Origin of the sequence: Kribbella sp. NPDC056951, assembly GCF_042674205.1 — a bacterium.
Classification (GTDB): Bacteria; Actinomycetota; Actinomycetes; order Propionibacteriales; family Kribbellaceae; genus Kribbella; species Kribbella yunnanensis.
Map to the genome: position 1 here is coordinate 293,753 of NZ_JBHUQZ010000006.1, position 16,863 is coordinate 310,615.

A 16,863-nucleotide genomic window follows, 5' to 3' on the forward strand; every position below is an offset into this window, starting at 1 on the left:
GAATGTCAGACAGCAGACGTAGGGGGCTCGCCAGAACTCTGGTCGGCGCCCTGGCGACGGTGGCCGTCGTCGCGACCGGGCTAGGCGCAACCGGCGCCGCCCTGGCCGCGCCGCCCACCAAGCCGACCGGAACGGACCCGGCGAGCAAGATCAAGCCGGACCTGATGGCCAAGTTCACCGCCAAGGACGCCAAGGCCGCGAACGACTACTGGGTCTACTTCGGTCAGAAGGCGGACCTGACCTCCGCCAGCAGGATCAGCGACTGGACCGAGCGCGGGACCGCCGTGGCCGAGAAGCTGCGCGCGACCGCCACCGCGACCCAGAAGGACGTCAAGGCCGAACTGGACGCGCAAGGCGTCAAGTACAAGGCGTTCTGGGCCACCAACGCCATCCGGGTCAACGGTGGATCGTTCGAGCTGGCCAAGAAGCTGGCCGCGCACAGCGAGGTCGCCGGGCTCTACAACCCGATGCAGGTCGAGGTCCCGAAGATCACCGAGGGCACGGCCGAGCACGAGATCAACGCGGTCGAGTGGGGCGTCGCCAACATCAAGGCGAACCAGGTCTGGACCCAGTACGGCGACAAGGGCGCCGGCATCACCATCGCCAACATCGACACCGGTGTGCAGTTCGACCACCCGGCGCTGGTGAAGCAGTACCGCGGAAACCTCGGCAACGGGACGTTCGACCACAACTACAACTGGTTCGACGCGGCCGGTACGTCGCCGAACCAGCCAGCCGACGGCAACGGTCACGGCACCCACACGATGGGCACGATGGCCGGTGACGACGGCGCCGGGAACCAGATCGGTGTCGCGCCCGAGGTCAAGTGGATCGCAGCGAACGGCTGCTGCCCGAGCGACCAGGCGCTGATCGAGTCCGGTCAGTGGATGCTGCAGCCGACCAACCTGGCCGGGCAGAACCCCGACGCCAGCAAGCGGCCGAACATCATCAACAACTCGTGGGGCTCGCAGCTGCCCTCGAACGACCCGTTCATGGAGGACGTCACCCTCGCCTGGGCGGCTTCCGGCATCTTCGGTGCGTTCGCGAACGGCAACAGCGGCTCGGCCTGTAACACGTCCGGCTCGCCGGGCAGCTCGACGAGCAACTACTCGGCCGGCGCCTACGACATCAACAACAACATCGCCTCGTTCTCCGGCCGCGGTGCCGGCCAGAACGGCACGATCAAGCCGAACATCTCGGCCCCCGGCGTGAACGTCCGGTCCAGCCTGCCGGGCAACACGTACGGCGCCTTCAACGGTACGTCGATGGCCACGCCGCACCTCGCGGCCGCGGTCGCGCTGCTGTGGTCGGCCTCGCCGACGCTGAAGAGTGATGTGGCCGCTACCCGCGCGCTGCTGAACACGACGGCGATCGACACGGCCAGCACCCAGTGCGGTGGCACCACCGAGAACAACAACGTCTTCGGTCAGGGCCGCCTCGACGCACTCGCTCTGCTGAACGCCGCTCCGGTCGGCGACACCGGCACCCTGGCCGGCAAGGTCACCGCCGCGACCGGCGGCGCCGCACTCGCCGGAGCCACCGTCACGGTCAAGAAGGCCGGCCAGGCCGACAAGGTCCTGACCACCAGCAGCACCGGCACCTACTCGAGCGTGCTGCCGGCCGGGTCGTACGACCTGACCGTCGCCTCGTTCGGCTACAAGTCGCAGACCGCCACCGCGGTCGTCACCACCGGCCAGACCACCACGAAGGACTTCGCGCTCGCGAGCTCCCCGCAGGTCAGCGTCGGCGGCACCATCTCCGACGGCTCCGGCCACGGCTGGCCGCTCTACGCGAAGGTCAGCGTCGAGGGTCCGGGCGGTGTGTTCGACTACACCACGCCGAGCAACGGCCGGTTCAGCTTCAAGGTTCCGGGTGGAGCGGCGTACAACCTGAAGGTCGAGTCGCAGATCCCTGGCTACGAGACCACCACCGTTCCGGTCACGGTCGGAACGAGCAACGTGACCAAGAACGTGGCCGTCAAGGTCCGGCAGGACTCCTGCCTGACCGCACCGGGCTACAAGAACGGCTCGGACGGCGTGTACGAGACGTTCGACACCAAGGCGGTGCCGAGCGGCTGGACCGTCACCGACGGCAAGGGCAACGGCCAGGTCTGGAAGTTCGACGACCCGGGCAACCGCACCAACCTCTCCGGCGGTACCGGCGCGTTCGCAGTCATCGACAGCGACAAGTACGGTTCCGGCGGCGCGCAGGACACGTCGCTGGTCAGCCCGACTGTCGACCTGTCCGCGGTCACCGCTCCGGTGATCCGGTTCAACCAGGACCTCAACTGGCTCGGTGGCGAGAAGGCCGACGTCGACCTCTCGATCGACGGCGGCGCCACCTGGACCAACGTGCTGCGCCAGGCCACCGCGGACGCCCGCGGCGTCAAGGAGATCGCCATCCCGACCGCGGCCGGCAAGTCCGCCGTCCAGGTCCGCTTCCACTACTACGACGCCTCGTACGAGTGGTGGTGGGAGGTCGACAACGTCCTGATCGGCAGCCAGGTCATCTGTGAGCCGGTCGGCGGCGGTCTCGTCGTCGGCAACGTCAAGGACGCTAACACCGGCGGTGCGGTCAACGGCGCGGTCGTCACCCGTGACGGCTCCACCGAGTCCGGTACGTCGGTCGCCACGCCGGAGGACACCGGTCTGGCCGACGGCTTCTACTGGCTGTACTCGTCGGCCGACGGCGACCAGGGCTTCACCGCCAAGGCCGGCAACTACGTCAGCGCGCAGTCGACCGTCTCGGTCGAGGCGGACTGGGTGACCAGTGCCGACTACACGCTGGCCGCCGGACAGCTGAGCGTCACCCCCGGTGACATCGGCGCCACCCTGCCGCTCGGCGGCAAGACCAGCAAGAACGTCACGGTCACCAACACCGGCGGTGCGCCGGTCAAGGTGAAGTTCGGTGAGAAGGACGGCGGGTTCGTCCTGGAGAACGCCAACGGTTCCAAGACCACCAAGGCGCAGGTGCTGAGCAGCCAGGGCGCCCCGCTGCAGCGGATCCAGGTGCCGACGTCGTTCGCCCAGACCCTGTCCGGCAAGCCGATCGACGCTCCGGAGAGCAACGTTCCGGGTGCGGCGCCGTGGACCGGTATCGCCAACTACCCGGGTGTCGTCATGGACAACCGCGTCGTGACTGTCGACGGTACGGTCTACTCGATTGCCGGTGGCAACGGGTCGGCCTCGACCGGGAACAGCTACAAGTACGACGCGGCCGCCAAGGCGTGGACTGCGATCGCCCCGCTGCCGGGTGCTCGTAACGCCATCACCCTCGGTGTCGTCAACGGCAAGATCATCGCCAGCTCCGGCTGGGGACCGTCCGGTCCGGACGCGGCGACCTGGTCCTACGACCCGGCTGCCAACGCCTGGACCGCAGTGGCCGCCAACCCGGCCCCGCGGGCCGCGGCTGGTCAGGCTGTCGCCGGCGGCAAGCTGTACGCGGTCGGTGGCTGCACCACCGCGAACTGCCTGCCGATGAGCAACTCGGTGGTCAGCTACGACCCGTCGAGCAACACCTGGGCCACGCTGGCCAACTACCCGCAGTCGGTGGCGTTCGCCTCCTGTGGCGCGATCGACGGCAAGGTGTACTGCGCCGGCGGTAACGACGGCACCAACTCACTGAAGAACGCGTACGTCTACGACCCGGGTGCCAACTCGTGGACCGCGGTCGCCGATGCCCCGGCCGACCACTGGGCCGGTGCGTACGCAGTCGCCGCAGGCAAGCTGCTCGTCGTCGGTGGTGTCCAGGCGGGCGCCGTCACCAACGCGGGCTTCGCCTACGACCCGACCGCCAACACCTGGGCCGCACTGCCGAACGCCAACCAGGCCCGGTACCGCGGTGGCGCGGCCTGTGGCTTCTACAAGGTCGGTGGCTCGTCGGGTGGCTTCAACGCCACGGCGGACTCGGAGAACCTGCCGGGTCTGGAGGACTGCTCGGAGTCCGCGGCCGACGTGAGCTGGCTGGCGCTGGACAAGACCGAGGCCGAGCTGGCCCCGGGCGAGTCCACGACGGTCAAGGTCACCCTCACCGCGAACGTCGACCAGCCGGGCACCTACACCGGTGGCGTCACCATCGGTGAGGACACGCCGTACACGGTCAACCCGGTCGACATCAAGCTGACCGTCACGCCGCCGTCGACCTGGGCCAAGATCCAGGGCACGGTGACCGGTGTCAGCAAGACCGGTACCCGGGCCGCACTGCCGGGAGCGACCGTCCAGGTGGACTCGTGGGCGCAGTCCTACACGTTCATCACCGACAAGGACGGTAAGTACGCGTACTGGCTGGACATCCGCAACAACCCCCTCACGCTGATCGCGGCCAAGGACGGCTACAAGCCGCAGACTCGCAGTACCGAGCTGCTGTCCGGCGAGCCGATCACGGAGGACTTCGCACTGCTCGCAACCAAGTAAGACCCACAACTGAATAGTCAGGCCCCCCGGACCGCGATGGTCCGGGGGGCCTGATCGTTTCTCTAAGCAGTGGGCAGCAGGTGGAAGCCGACGCCGCGGACCGCGTGGATGGTCACCGTGGCCTCCAGGTTGGCCAGCTTCTGGCGCAGACGCTTCACCACGGAGTGGATGTGTGAGCCGTGCCCCAGGTGCTCGTTACCCCAGACCGCGTGGTGCAGACGCTGGTACGTCCAGACCTGGCCGGGCTCCTCCACCAGACAGTGCAGGAAGTCGTGCTCCAGCCGGGTCAGTGGCACTTCACGGTCCTCCCAGCGGACCACCCGGCGTTCCATGTCGAGCAGCAACTCGGGCTCCGTGCGTACTGGTTCTGGATCGAGCACCGGTACGACGGATGGTGTCACCACGACCGGTGTGGCCGGTGACACCGTCTCGGTGAGCTCCAGGAACGCCCGGGCCTGTTCGGCACTCGACACCAGCAGCAGCGCGTCGGCGTCACCGAGCAGCCGGGCCAGGTGCACCCGCTCGGCTGTCGACCTGGCGACGCCGATGATCAACGACGAGTCCGCCGGTTTTTGCCTAGCTAGCCTCTCCATCCGACCCCTCCCTCTCACCCCGGACGCCGCTGAGCAGACGCCATAACGCACGCACAAGTACGGTTTACGACGCGAACTAAGTCAAGGGATTCCCTGCACAGCGGCCTGGCACAAATGCGACCTGTCCGAGACAGGACAGTTCTGACCGGATCCGGTCGGCCGACACGCTGTATCGATTTGCCTGACCAGCGTGCGTCCTATGTGCGCGGCGGAGTAGTCTCCTCGCGCACGGTCACTTCGGCCCGCACCCGTCGGAGGACCGCTTCTGACGGAGGAACAGTGCCCGGACTCGTTCGGCGGCCGCTCGTCGGCTGGCTGCTCGCGGCCCTCGCCGTACCTGTGTTACTCACTGCTGTACTGATCCCGGTCCGGACCGGCTCGATCGAGGACGAGCTCCGCGCCCAGGCCACCACCGCCCTCACCGACCACGGCATCGCCGGCGCGACCGTCGTGATGGACGGCCGGGACGCGTCGGTGCTCGTCTCCACCGATATCGACGCGGCGCAGATCCGCGAGATCGTCGGCGGAGTCGAGGGCGTCCGTACCGTTGCTGTCGCGACCGGACCGGGCCAGCCCGCGCCCAGCACCCCGGCGCCGGACGAGCAGACGGCCGGCTTCGAGATCGGCCGGACCGACACCGCGATCCGCGTCCAGGCGACGGTCCGCAGCGAGCTGGCCAAGGACGCGATCAAGACCGAGGTCGAGAAGGTCCTCGGACCCGACCGCGAGTACGACCAGCGCGTGAACGTCGACGCCACCAACGGGATCGCCGACGTCGGCACCCTGTCGGCGCTACTGCATGCACTGGCGATCGGCACCGGCGACGCCTCGGTCCGGTACGACGGGACCACGGTCACGCTGAGTGGCGCCGTACCGGATCAAGCCACGAAGGCGATGGTCGCCCGAGCCGCGGCCCAGGCCGTGCCGGGCGCAGTCGTCGCCGACGAGTTGAAGGTGCCGGAGTCGAAGCCGACCGTGAGCGAGGCGTGCCGGACCTTCAAGAGCCGGCTGTCGGAGTTCGGCCGGCAGAACCGGATCAACTTCCTGTCCGGCACCGCGATCGTCAACGATGCCTCGAAGAAGTCAGTCCTCGGCGCCGCCGAACTGCTCAAAACCTGCGCCACCGCCCGCATCGAGGTAGCCGGCCACACCGACAACCTGGGCTCCCCCGCCACCAGCCTCCCGCTGTCCGAACAACGAGCCGCCGCCGTCAAGGCCGAACTCGTCCGCCTCGGCATCCCCGCGAACCGAATCCTCGCCGCCGGCTACGGCCAGGCCTTCCCGATCGCCCCCAACACCACCGCCACCGGCCGGATCGCCAACCGCCGGGCCGAACTCAGAGCACTGCAGGAGAACTGAATGCCCCGGCTCATCCTCGACACCTGGATCATCCTGCTGGTCGCCTTCCTGCTGGGCAGCGCCCTCGCCTGGTTCGTCTACCACACCACCAAGGGAGCCCGCCGATGAGCTGGCTGTTCCGCCACAACTGGGCCTGGTCCCTAGCCGCCTTCCTCCTAGGAGCCGCCATAACCTGGCTCCTCCTAGACCGCCGTACCCCCGCTGTCACCGAAGAAGCCGCACGCGAAGAAGCCCTAGTAGGCGCACCGAGCGCCGCAGCAGCACCTGCCGCCCCGGCTGCCGCTGCCCCGGCCACCTCCGTAACCCCAGCCGCACGAACCAAGCCCGCACGCCCCGAGCCCACCAGACCCGAGCCGGCACCCACAAAACCCCAACCGGAGCAGGCGAAGACCACCCCCGCCACTCCCGTGGAGCCCACTCCCCCGGCCCCCGAACCCGCAGTCGCCGCGGATCCCGAGCCCGAGACTGTTGCTTCGGAGCCTGAGCCCGCGATCGTTGCCTCGGAGCCTGATCCTCCCGCGACTCCGCGGTCCGAGGCGACATCGGGTGAGGGTGAGTTCTCCCGGTTGATGGACAGCGGGTCGTCCTCGGCACCGACCTTGTTCGACGACGAGGTGCCGGTCGGGCGGTTCGGTCCGGGCTCCGCGGACGCCGTACCGCATCAGGGGCCGCCGGACGGTTTCACCATCAAGGGCAACGCGCAGTCGATGCTGTTTCACACCCCCGACTCCCCGTACTACGGCCGCACCAAAGCCGAGGTGTGGTTCCGCAGCGAGGCCGACGCCGAACGCTCCGGCTTCACGAAATACATTCGCAAACCGCGGAAGTCCACCCAGCCCGGCACCTGACCCACGGCCGGTCCTACGATCGCCACCAACAGACCAGGAGGCAGGGTTGGAGCGAGAGATCACGATTCCCTTCCTCGTCGAACAGGACGAGAACGGCGCGTGGGCTGCCCAGGCGGCGCTGACCCCCAACGCTTTCGCGAACGGCCAGGGCGACACTCGTGAGGAAGCCATCGAGGACCTCAAGAGCGCCATCGCGCTGCTCGCCGAGGAGGTCGGGATCCCCGAGCAACTCGTCGTGACGGTCAATGTGCCGTAATGCCCAGAAGCAGTAGGAAACGTGGTTTCGGGCGGCGTTGAGGTAGAAGACCAGTCGGCGAGAGGTCTTACTGGGCAAGACGTCTGCGAGTGCATTTGCTTGTACTGGCAAAGGGCCGTCAGACTATGCGCAACGCACTCGCGGAACCGTCCATCGCGCGGCGTCACCACATCACCGGGCTGGCCCTTCCTTGCACTGCTTCCTTTTGAGTACTTCGATTCGGGGTACGGGGGTTTGCGGGCGCGGGCGAGTCCCCCACAACACTCCCGATGGAGGTGAGCGTGACCGACATGCTGCCGGAGCAGCACCACGGATTGACGAAGAAGGATCCGCTGTGGTTCAAGCGGGCCGTCTTCTACGAAGTCCTGGTGCGGTCGTTCAAGGATTCGAACGCCGACGGCATCGGCGACCTGCAGGGCCTGACCGAGAAGCTGGACTATCTCGAATGGCTCGGTGTGGACTGCCTTTGGCTGCCACCGTTCTATCCGTCACCGTTGCGCGACGGCGGTTACGACATCTCCGACTACACCGGCGTGATGCCCGAGGTCGGCACGATCCAGGACTTCGCCGCGTTCATGGAAGCCGCGCACTCGCGCGGGATGCGCGTCATCGTCGACTTCGTGATGAACCACACCTCGGACGCGCACCCCTGGTTCCAGGAGTCGCGGAAGAACCCCGACGGCCCGTACGGCGACTTCTACGTCTGGTCGGATTCCGACGAGCCGTACGGCGACGCCCGGATCATCTTCGTGGACAGCGAGCAGTCGAACTGGACCTGGGACCCGGTCCGCGGCCAGTACTTCTGGCACCGGTTCTACTCCAGCCAGCCGGACCTGAACTTCGAGAACCCGGCCGTCGGCGACGCGATGATCGAGGCGCTGAAGTTCTGGCTGGATCTGGGCATCGACGGGTTCCGGCTGGACGCGGTGCCGTACCTGTTCGAGGAGGACGGCACCAACTGCGAGAACCTGCCGCGCACCCACGAGTTCCTGAAGCGGGTCCGCAAAGAGGTCGACGCGAACTACGAGGACCGGATCCTGCTCTGTGAGGCGAACCAGTGGCCGGCCGACGTGGTCGACTACTTCGGTGACCGGGACTCCGGTGGTGACGAGTGCCAGATGGCGTTCCACTTCCCGGTGATGCCGCGCATCTTCATGGGTGTCCGGCGTGAGTCGCGGTTCCCGATCTCGGAGATCCTCGCGCAGACCCCGGCGATCCCCGACACCTGCCAATGGGGCATCTTCCTGCGCAACCACGACGAGCTGACGCTCGAGATGGTCACCGACGAGGACCGCGACTACATGTGGTCGGAGTACGCGCAGGACCCGCGGATGAAGGCGAACATCGGCATCCGCCGGCGGCTCGCCCCGCTGCTGGACAACGACACCAACAAGATGGAGTTGTTCACCGCGATGCTGTTGTCGTTGCCGGGATCACCGATCCTGTACTACGGCGACGAGATCGGCATGGGCGACAACATCTGGCTGGGTGACCGCGACGGCGTCCGGACCCCGATGCAGTGGTCCCCGGACCGGAACGCGTCGTTCTCGACCGCGACCCCGGGCAAGCTCAGCCTGCCGGTCATCATGGACCCGGTCTACGGCTACCAGGCGGTGAACGTCGAGGCCGAGATGGAGAACGCCTCGTCGCTGCTGCACTGGACCCGGCGGATGATCCAGACCCGCAAGCAGCACCCCTGCTTCGGGATGGGCACCTTCACCGACCTGGGCGGCTCGAACCCGAGCGTCCTGTCGTACATCCGCGAGTTCGGCGACGACGTCGTCCTGTGCGTGAACAACCTGTCGCGCTTCCCGCAGCCGATCGAGCTGGACCTGCGGCAGTGGGAAGGCGTTGAGCCGGTGGAGCTACTTGGCGGGGTGCACTTCCCAGCGATCGGTGAATTGCCCTACCTTTTGACGCTCGGCGCGCACGGTTTCTACTGGTTCCGGCTGCCCAAGCCGGCCGACCACGAGGAGAGCATTTCGTGACTTCCCATCTGGACCAGGTCCAGTCCTTCTGTGCGAGCCAGCGATGGTTCGGGGAGAAGGGACACGACGTCGTCGTCGACGCGATGGCCACTTCGGTGTGGCTGTCCGACGACGGGGTGTGGCCTGCGGTCCGGATCGGGTTCGTCTACTGCTCGGGTCCGCCCGGATCGGATATCCCGATCCGGGTGTACCAGCTGCCGCTCAGTTATCACCAGGCGCCGGCCGACAACCTCGGCCACGCCCTGATCGGCGACTGGGACGAGCAGGACCTCGACGACACCCGCGTGTGGGTGTACGACGCCTTGCACGACAAGGAAGCCACGCCGTACTGGCTGGACGGTCTCACGAACGGCCGTCGGCTGGACGGGCTGGAGTTCCACCCGGTGCATGCACCGGAGACGACGACGGTGGTGCCCGAGGACGCGCAGTCCCTGGTGCTGACCGTCGAGCAGTCGAACACGTCGCTGGTCTTCGGCGACGTGGCGCTGCTGAAGGTGTTCCGCCGGCTCGAGCCCGGGAGCAACCCCGGGGTCGAGATCGAGTCGGCGCTCACCGAGTCCGGGTCCGAGCTGGTCCCGGAGGTGCTCGGATCGGCGCGCGGCAGCTGGCCGCGGGCCGGTGGCGGTACCGACAGCGGTGAGCTGGCGATGATGACGGCCTTCCAGAAGAACGCCACCGACGGCTGGTCGTTCGCGACGTCGTCGGTGCGCGACCTGTACGCCGAGGCCGATCTGCACGCGGCCGAGGTCGGCGGCGACTTCGCCGGCGAATCGCATCGGCTCGGTGCGAGCACTGCGCAGGTCCACGCCGAGCTGGCGAAGGCACTCGGCACGGATGTCTGGGAGCAGGACAAGCTCGTTGAGCACGCCGCCGCGATGCAGCGCCGGCTCGCGCAGGCCGTGGCCGCGGTACCCGAGCTCGCGCCGTACGCCGAGGGTCTGGGCCGCGCGTTCGACAATCTGGCGGCGGCTGAGCAGCCGGTGCTGGTGCAGCGCATCCACGGTGATTTCCACCTGGGTCAGGTGCTGCGCACGATCGACGGCTGGAAGCTGATCGACTTCGAGGGTGAGCCGGCCAAGTCGCTCGTCGAGCGGCGCGCGCTGGACACTCCGGTGAAGGACATCGCGGGGATGCTGCGGTCCTTCGACTACGCGGCGCGATCGCTGCTGCTGACCGATCACGAAGGTGATCTGCAGATCGCGTACCGGGCCTCGGAGTGGGCGAGCCGCAACCAGCAGGCGTTCTGCGATGGGTACGCCGAGGTTGCGGAGAGCGACCCGCGTCAGCAGTCCGCGTTGCTGGACGCGTTCCTGGCGGACAAGCTGATTTACGAGGTGCTGTACGAGGCCCGCAACCGGCCGACCTGGTTGCGCATTCCACTAGCTGCGGCGGCCCAGCTGGCCGGTGTCGAGCAGTAGAACCTTAAAACCTCGTCCAATACCCCAAATCTCCGCCAAGTAATCCTCCATTGTGAGAATTACTGAGCGTGCGGGCGTCGCCACTGTAATACTTGCGGGTATGCCACCCGCTCCACCGCTTGAGGTCCTCGTGCTTGGGCCTCTCGCTGTCCGGGTCGGCGGCAGGGCGGTCGCGGTCGACCGGCCGCTGGAGCGGGCGTTGCTGGTGCGGCTGGCGTTGGCCGGCGGGATGTCGGTACCCGATCATCGGCTGGCCGCGGATCTCTGGGGTGATGTCGATCTGGCGCGCCCGACCGAACGGCTGCGGGTGCTTGCGTCCCGGCTGCGGGCGGCGATCGACTCCCCCGACTCGTTGACCCGGGTGAACGGCGGCTATGCGTTGGCCGCCGACCTGAGCGACCTGTCGGAGGCCCGGGCAGCCGCCGAGCGGATGCACACCGCCGTACGGTCCGGTGATCGCCTCGGCGTCAAGACGGCCGCGCAGGAGGCGCTCGATCTGTGGCGTGGCCCGTCGCTCGCCGACCTGCGCACGATCCCGTACGCCGTTGCCGAGGGCGAGCAACTGGATGCGTGGAAGCTGACTCTGCAGGTGGAGTTGCTCGATGCGGAGTTGTCACTCGGTCATGCGGCCGAGGCGGCGCGCGAGCTCGAGGCACTCGCCGCGGAGAATCCGTTGCACGAGCGCCTGTGGTGCCTGCTGGCACTCGCGCTCTACCGGACCGGTCGCCAGGCGGACGCGCTCAGCCGGATGTCCAAGCTGCGCAACCGGCTGGCCGACGAGCTCGGTGTGGACCCGGCGCCGGACACCGCGGCGATGGAGCTGCGGCTGCTCCGGCAGGATCCGACTTTGTTGCCGACGGCATCTGAATCCCCGGCGCCGAGCGCGGCCACTCGCTCTACGCCCACGGCTCCCGCCGGTGCGGTCGCCGACCTGCCCTCGCCGCTGACCAGCTTCGTCGGCCGGCAGGAAGAGCTGTCCTGGCTGATCAACCGGATCCCGCAGCCCGGTGTCATCACGCTGGTCGGCGGTCCGGGGAGCGGCAAGTCCCGGTTGTCGTTCGAGGCGGTCCGGACGGTGACCGATCGCCCGGTTCGCTTGGTCGAGCTGGCGCCGCTGTTGCGCGAAGGCGCCGTACTGGAGGCGATTGCGGGCGAAGAGGCGAGCGGTCCGGATCCGCTTGCGTCGGCTGCCTCGGCGCTCGACGGTTCGGTGCTGGTGATCGACAACGCCGAGCATGTGGTCGAGCAGGTCGCCGACATCGTGGCCGCGCTGGTACGGCGGGCGCCGGGGCTGACCGTGTTGGTGACTTCGCAGCGGCCGTTGCAGCTGGAGGCTGAAGAGGTTCGGCCGATGCGTCCGATGGATGCGTTGGCGGCCGCGCAGCTGTTCACCGAGCGCTGCGCGATTGATGCCCAGGGCGCCGATCCCGAACAGGTCGCCGCGATCTGCACGGCGGTCGACCGCCTCCCACTCGGAATCGAGCTGGCGGCGGGTCTTACGCGCACCCTGACTGTCCCGCAGTTGGCGAAGCGGTTGACGGATCGGATGCGGCTTCTCGTGGCCGGCGGGCGGGATTCGCAGGCCCGTCATACAAGTCTGGTCGCGGCACTCGACTGGAGTCACCAGCTGCTCGGGGACACCGAGCGTGCTGTACTGCGTCGCGTCGCGGTCTTCGCCGGTGGTTTCACTCTTGAGGCGGCCGAGCAGGTCGCGCTCGATCCGCGCGATGTCGCGCCCGCACTGACCGAGCTTGCGGACCGGAGTCTGCTGACAGTCGAGGCGGTCAACGGGCGTCGCTTCCGTTTGCTGGAGACCGTGCGGGACTACGCGCTGACGAAGCTGGAAGAGGCCGGTGAGACCGACACTGCGCGGAGCGCCGAGCTCGACTGGGCCATGAGCTACGTCGAAACCGCCGGCCAGAACAGCGACGACTTCGCCAACGCCGAAGCCCTGACCGAAGTTTTCGCCGAGTGGCCGAACCTGCTCGACGTACTCGATCGTGCTGCTGGCACGGAACGCGCCGCGGCAGGTCTGCGACTCGCGCTCGTCATGCACACCCCGTGGCTGATCCGAGGCTGGTACGCCGAGGCTGCGCGACACTTCGACGCGTTGACCGATGCACCGGGCGCGACCACGTCCGAGCGCCTGACCGCGTTGTGTAACCACGGTTTCGTGCTCACGATGCGCGGTCAGTTCGACCGCGCCGCCGAACTGCTGACCGAGGCCGAGCGACTCGCACCACTGCAGGACGACGACACGTTGACGCTGACTGCGCTGTACTACCGCAGCATCGTCGAGATCGAGCGCGGCCGCCTACTGGACGCCTTCACCCCACTACTGACCGGACAAGCGCTGGCCCGCTCCTCCGGCGAACACGAGCGCCGCCTGTCGGCGTTCACCGATGCGCTAGGCACGTTGTACGTCTACGCAGGCCAATCCGAGCGCGCCCTCGAGTGCTACGAGACCTGCATCGTCGCCGACCGCGAATTCGGCGACGAGCACGGTCTATCGCGAGGGCTTAGCAATCTCGCCGGCGCCCTGGTCGGCCTAGACCGCTGGGACGAGGCCCTCAAAGCAGCCGCCGAATCCGACCACTACGCCCGCCGCCTCGACGACCGCCAGATCCTCCCCCTGAACGACGTCATCCGCGGCCTGGCCGCCGCAGCCCGCAACGACCTCGACGAAGCCGAAAAACACCTCCGCTCCGCCGTCGAATACGCCCTCGCCGACGACAGCGGCGTCAGCCACGCCTACATCGACCTGGCCGACGTCCTGGTCCGCCAAGGCGAACTAGACGAAGCAGCAGCCCTCCTGGACGCCGTCTTCGCCGAAGCCCCCGCCCAAAGCACCTCCTGGCTAGCCGCCCGAGCCGTAGCCGCCGCCCTAGCCCTAGCCCAAGGCGACCGCCAGCGCACCACCGACCTGGTCAGCGACACCACCATCGCCTACACCCGCACCGGCTTCGGCTGGCCCCGCTACGCCACCCGCCTCACGGAGGTACGCACCGCCTTAAGGCAATAGCTCAAAGGCGTCGCAGTGGAGCGGGCGGACGACGCTGAAGTGTCGTCGATCGAGCGTTGCCACCTGCTCGATGCCCAATCGCTCCGCAGCCGTGGCCACCGAAGCATCCGCTGTCCCCAACGGCAGATCGCGATAGACAGAGGCCAGTTCGGCGATCCGTAGCCAGTCTCTCGGCACCACCGGTTCAGCGACCAGGTTGCCGTTCGCGAGGTCGCCGAGGAACCGGATCTCCGGAACCGGCCCGAGGCGACTCGCCAGCAGGTAGGTGACCTCGGTGATCACGAGCGTCGGCACGAGCAACGGCCCTGGGTGTGTCGCCAGCAGTTCGAGACATTCCTGATGATGCTTGTCGTCCGCGTCGACATAGGCATACAGCGGACCGGCATCGACGATCAGTGCGATCGGTCGACCTCCGCCGCGAGAATCTCCTCGATGCGCTCAGAGACATCCGACTGACCACTGCGGCCCGCACCGGCAGCCAGCAGCCGCCGGCGCTTGCCGCGACCGTTGGCGAGGTGTGTCTCGAGGGCTTCCCGGGTCAGCTCCGAGATCGTCAAACCCCGACGTGCGGCCTCGTGCCGTAGCTGTGCGTCGACCTCGTCTGGAAGCTTCACTGTGGTTCGCTTCATGGTATGCCAGCATACCAGCGCGAATCTTCCTCGTGTAGGTCGTGACTTGTCGGGTACGGGGTGCAGTGAATGTGTTGGCTATCGGGCAGGATGGGGTGCATGGGATCGAGTGAGCGCGAAGCCATGGAGCAGCCGGTGGTGGCTGTCGAAGAGCCTGTGGTGACAGCGGTTTCGGTGGACCGGACTGTGCTGGAGCGAGTGGTGGGTGGGACCTACCACGATGCGCATCAGGTGCTCGGGCCGCATCTCGGCGAGCACGGGGTCACCGTGCGGGTGCTGCGGCCGTTCGCCAGCTCGGTCACCGTCCTGTACGGCGGCAAACGCCTGCCACTCAGACACGAGCACGACGGGATCTGGGTCGGGGTGCTGGACACCGACAAGGTGCCGGATTATCGGCTCGAGGTCAGCTACACCGATGGTCCCGCGGTCGAGGTGGACGACCCGTACCGGTATCTGCCGTCGCTCGGTGAGGTCGACCTGCATTTGATCGGCGAGGGCCGGCACGAGCAGTTGTGGACGGTGCTCGGTGCGCATGTTCGCCGGTACGACGGTCCTACGGGTGCGGTGACCGGGACGTCGTTCGCCGTCTGGGCGCCCAACGCGCAAGGCGTTCGGCTGACTGCCGACTTCAACTTCTGGGACGGGCGTGCGCATCCGCTGCGCTCGCTGGGCTCGTCCGGTGTGTGGGAACTGTTCGTGCCGGGCATTGGCCCGGGCACGCGGTACAAGTTCGACATCTGCGGCCGGGACGGCGTGTGGCGGCAGAAGGCGGACCCGATGGCGAACCTCGCCGAGGTCCCGCCCGCCAACGCATCAGTGGTGCACGAATCGTCGTACGAGTGGGCTGACGCTGACTGGATCGAGCGCCGGGCCGCGTCCCAGGCGTATGCCGAGCCGATGAGCGTCTACGAGGTGCACCTCGGGTCCTGGCGCAAGGGGAAGTCGTACCGCGAACTCGCCGACGAGCTTGTTGCCTATGTCAACGACATGGGGTTCACCCACGTCGAGTTCATGCCGGTGATGGAGCATCCGTTCGGCGGTTCCTGGGGTTACCAGGTGACCTCGTACTTCGCGCCGACCTCGCGGTTCGGCGACCCGGACGACTTCCGGTTCCTGGTCGACAAGCTGCACCAGGCAGGCATCGGCGTACTGGTCGACTGGGTGCCGGCGCACTTCCCGAAGGATGCGTGGGCGCTGGCCCGCTTCGACGGGACCCCGCTGTACGAGCACCCGGATCCGCGCCGCGGCGAGCAGCCCGACTGGGGCACGCTGGTGTTCGACTTCGGCCGGCCGCAGGTGCGCAACTTCCTGGTCGCGAACGCGATCTACTGGGCCGAGGAGTTCCACATCGACGGCCTGCGCGTGGACGCGGTCGCCTCGATGCTCTACCTGGACTACTCGCGCCAAGAGGGCCAGTGGGTCCCCAACCAGTACGGCGGCCGCGAGAACCTGGAGGCCGTGTCGTTCCTCCAGGAGATGAACGCGACGCTTTACAAGCGAGTGCCCGGCGTGATCACGGTCGCCGAGGAGTCGACGTCGTGGCCGGGTGTCACCCGCGACACCCATCTCGGCGGGCTCGGGTTCGGCTTCAAGTGGAACATGGGCTGGATGAACGACTCGCTCCGCTACCTGGAGCACGAGCCGGTGCACCGCCAGTACCACCACCACGAGCTGACGTTCTCGATGATGTACGCCTACTCGGAGAACTTCGTCCTCCCGCTGTCCCACGACGAGGTCGTGCACGGCAAGGGTTCGCTGCTGCGCAAGATGCCCGGCGACCGCTGGCAGCAGCTGGCTAACCTGCGCGCGTACCTGGCGATGATGTGGGCGCACCCGGGCAAGCAGTTGCTGTTCATGGGCTGCGAGTTCGGTCAGGAGTCGGAGTGGTCCGAGAAGGGCGAGCTCGACTGGTGGCTGCTGGACCACGGGAACCACCGCGGTCTGCAGGACCTCGTCCGCGACCTGAACGGCGTCTACACCGGCACGGCGGCCTTGTGGCGGACCGATCACGCGCCGGAGAAGTTCAGCTGGATCGACGCCAACGACGCCGGCAACAACGTCTTCTCGTTCGTCCGCTTCGGTGACGAGGGTGAGCCGACGATCGCCTGTATCGCGAACTTCTCCGCACTCCCGCACCACGGCTACCGCCTCGGCCTCCCGTACGCCGGTCAGTGGTCCGAGGTGATCAACACCGACGCCGGCAACTACGGCGGTTCCGGGGTCGGCAACTTCGGCGCGGTCACCGCCGACGGCCCCGAGTGGCACGGCATGACGACAAGCACCGAGCTATCCGTTCCGCCCCTGGCCACCGTGTACTTGCGGTACGACGGGTAGCGTT

General features: G+C 67.7%; 11 protein-coding genes. 8 read left to right on the plus strand and 3 right to left on the minus strand.

Features of this window, described 5'->3' with window-relative positions; translation table 11 throughout:
* The first annotated feature begins 2 nt into the window (after positions 1-2).
* Positions 3-4,412, plus strand: coding sequence for a S8 family serine peptidase (locus tag ACFTSF_RS24685; protein WP_380155980.1), 4,410 nt, complete (start codon positions 3-5; stop codon positions 4,410-4,412).
* A gap of 62 nt (positions 4,413-4,474) precedes the next feature.
* On the opposite strand, the gene ACFTSF_RS24690 is transcribed toward ACFTSF_RS24685, so the two are convergent.
* Positions 4,475-5,005 (minus strand): winged helix-turn-helix domain-containing protein, encoded by a 531-nt coding sequence (locus ACFTSF_RS24690; RefSeq protein ID WP_344155017.1) that lies wholly within the window; start codon positions 5,003-5,005, stop codon positions 4,475-4,477.
* A 279-nt stretch (positions 5,006-5,284) separates the two neighbouring features.
* On the opposite strand from ACFTSF_RS24690, the gene ACFTSF_RS24695 reads away from it, so the two are divergent.
* The 6 genes from ACFTSF_RS24695 to ACFTSF_RS24720 all read left to right on the plus strand — a co-directional run bounded on the left by ACFTSF_RS24695 (position 5,285) and on the right by ACFTSF_RS24720 (position 13,896).
* Positions 5,285-6,364 (plus strand): OmpA family protein, encoded by a 1,080-nt coding sequence (locus tag ACFTSF_RS24695; RefSeq protein WP_380155981.1) that lies wholly within the window; start codon positions 5,285-5,287, stop codon positions 6,362-6,364.
* Positions 6,365-6,468: 104 nt separating this feature from the next.
* Positions 6,469-7,212, plus strand: a complete 744-nt coding sequence (locus ACFTSF_RS24700; protein WP_380155982.1) for a hypothetical protein — start codon at positions 6,469-6,471, stop codon at positions 7,210-7,212.
* 46 nt (positions 7,213-7,258) lie between these two features.
* Complete coding sequence (locus ACFTSF_RS24705) at positions 7,259-7,468, plus strand: type II toxin-antitoxin system HicB family antitoxin (RefSeq protein WP_380155983.1); 210 nt, start codon at positions 7,259-7,261, stop codon at positions 7,466-7,468.
* A gap of 290 nt (positions 7,469-7,758) precedes the next feature.
* A complete protein-coding gene (gene treS, locus ACFTSF_RS24710) occupies positions 7,759-9,456 on the plus strand; it encodes a maltose alpha-D-glucosyltransferase (RefSeq protein WP_344155829.1) in 1,698 nt (565 codons plus the stop codon).
* Positions 9,453-10,874, plus strand: a complete 1,422-nt coding sequence (locus ACFTSF_RS24715; RefSeq protein WP_380155984.1) for an aminoglycoside phosphotransferase — start codon at positions 9,453-9,455, stop codon at positions 10,872-10,874. Before treS ends, ACFTSF_RS24715 begins: the two co-directional genes overlap by 4 nt.
* Positions 10,875-10,974: 100 nt before the next feature.
* The gene (locus tag ACFTSF_RS24720) at positions 10,975-13,896 is read left to right on the plus strand and encodes an ATP-binding protein (RefSeq protein ID WP_380155985.1); all 2,922 of its coding nucleotides are present in this window, start codon (positions 10,975-10,977) and stop codon (positions 13,894-13,896) included.
* Here the strand turns inward: ACFTSF_RS24720 and ACFTSF_RS24725 are convergent.
* Together ACFTSF_RS24725 and ACFTSF_RS24730 are read right to left on the minus strand one after the other, a co-directional pair.
* Complete coding sequence (locus tag ACFTSF_RS24725) at positions 13,885-14,298, minus strand: type II toxin-antitoxin system VapC family toxin (RefSeq protein WP_380156283.1); 414 nt, start codon at positions 14,296-14,298, stop codon at positions 13,885-13,887. The two genes, ACFTSF_RS24720 and ACFTSF_RS24725, sit on opposite strands and share 12 nt — an antisense overlap.
* Positions 14,289-14,525: a CopG family transcriptional regulator gene (locus ACFTSF_RS24730; protein ID WP_380155986.1), complete on the minus strand. Its 237-nt coding sequence runs from the start codon at positions 14,523-14,525 to the stop codon at positions 14,289-14,291. Before ACFTSF_RS24730 ends, ACFTSF_RS24725 begins: the two co-directional genes overlap by 10 nt.
* Before the next feature lie 99 nt (positions 14,526-14,624).
* On the opposite strand from ACFTSF_RS24730, the gene glgB reads away from it, so the two are divergent.
* The gene (gene glgB, locus ACFTSF_RS24735; protein WP_380155987.1) at positions 14,625-16,859 is read left to right on the plus strand and encodes a 1,4-alpha-glucan branching protein GlgB; all 2,235 of its coding nucleotides are present in this window, start codon (positions 14,625-14,627) and stop codon (positions 16,857-16,859) included.
* Positions 16,860-16,863 lie beyond the last annotated feature (4 nt).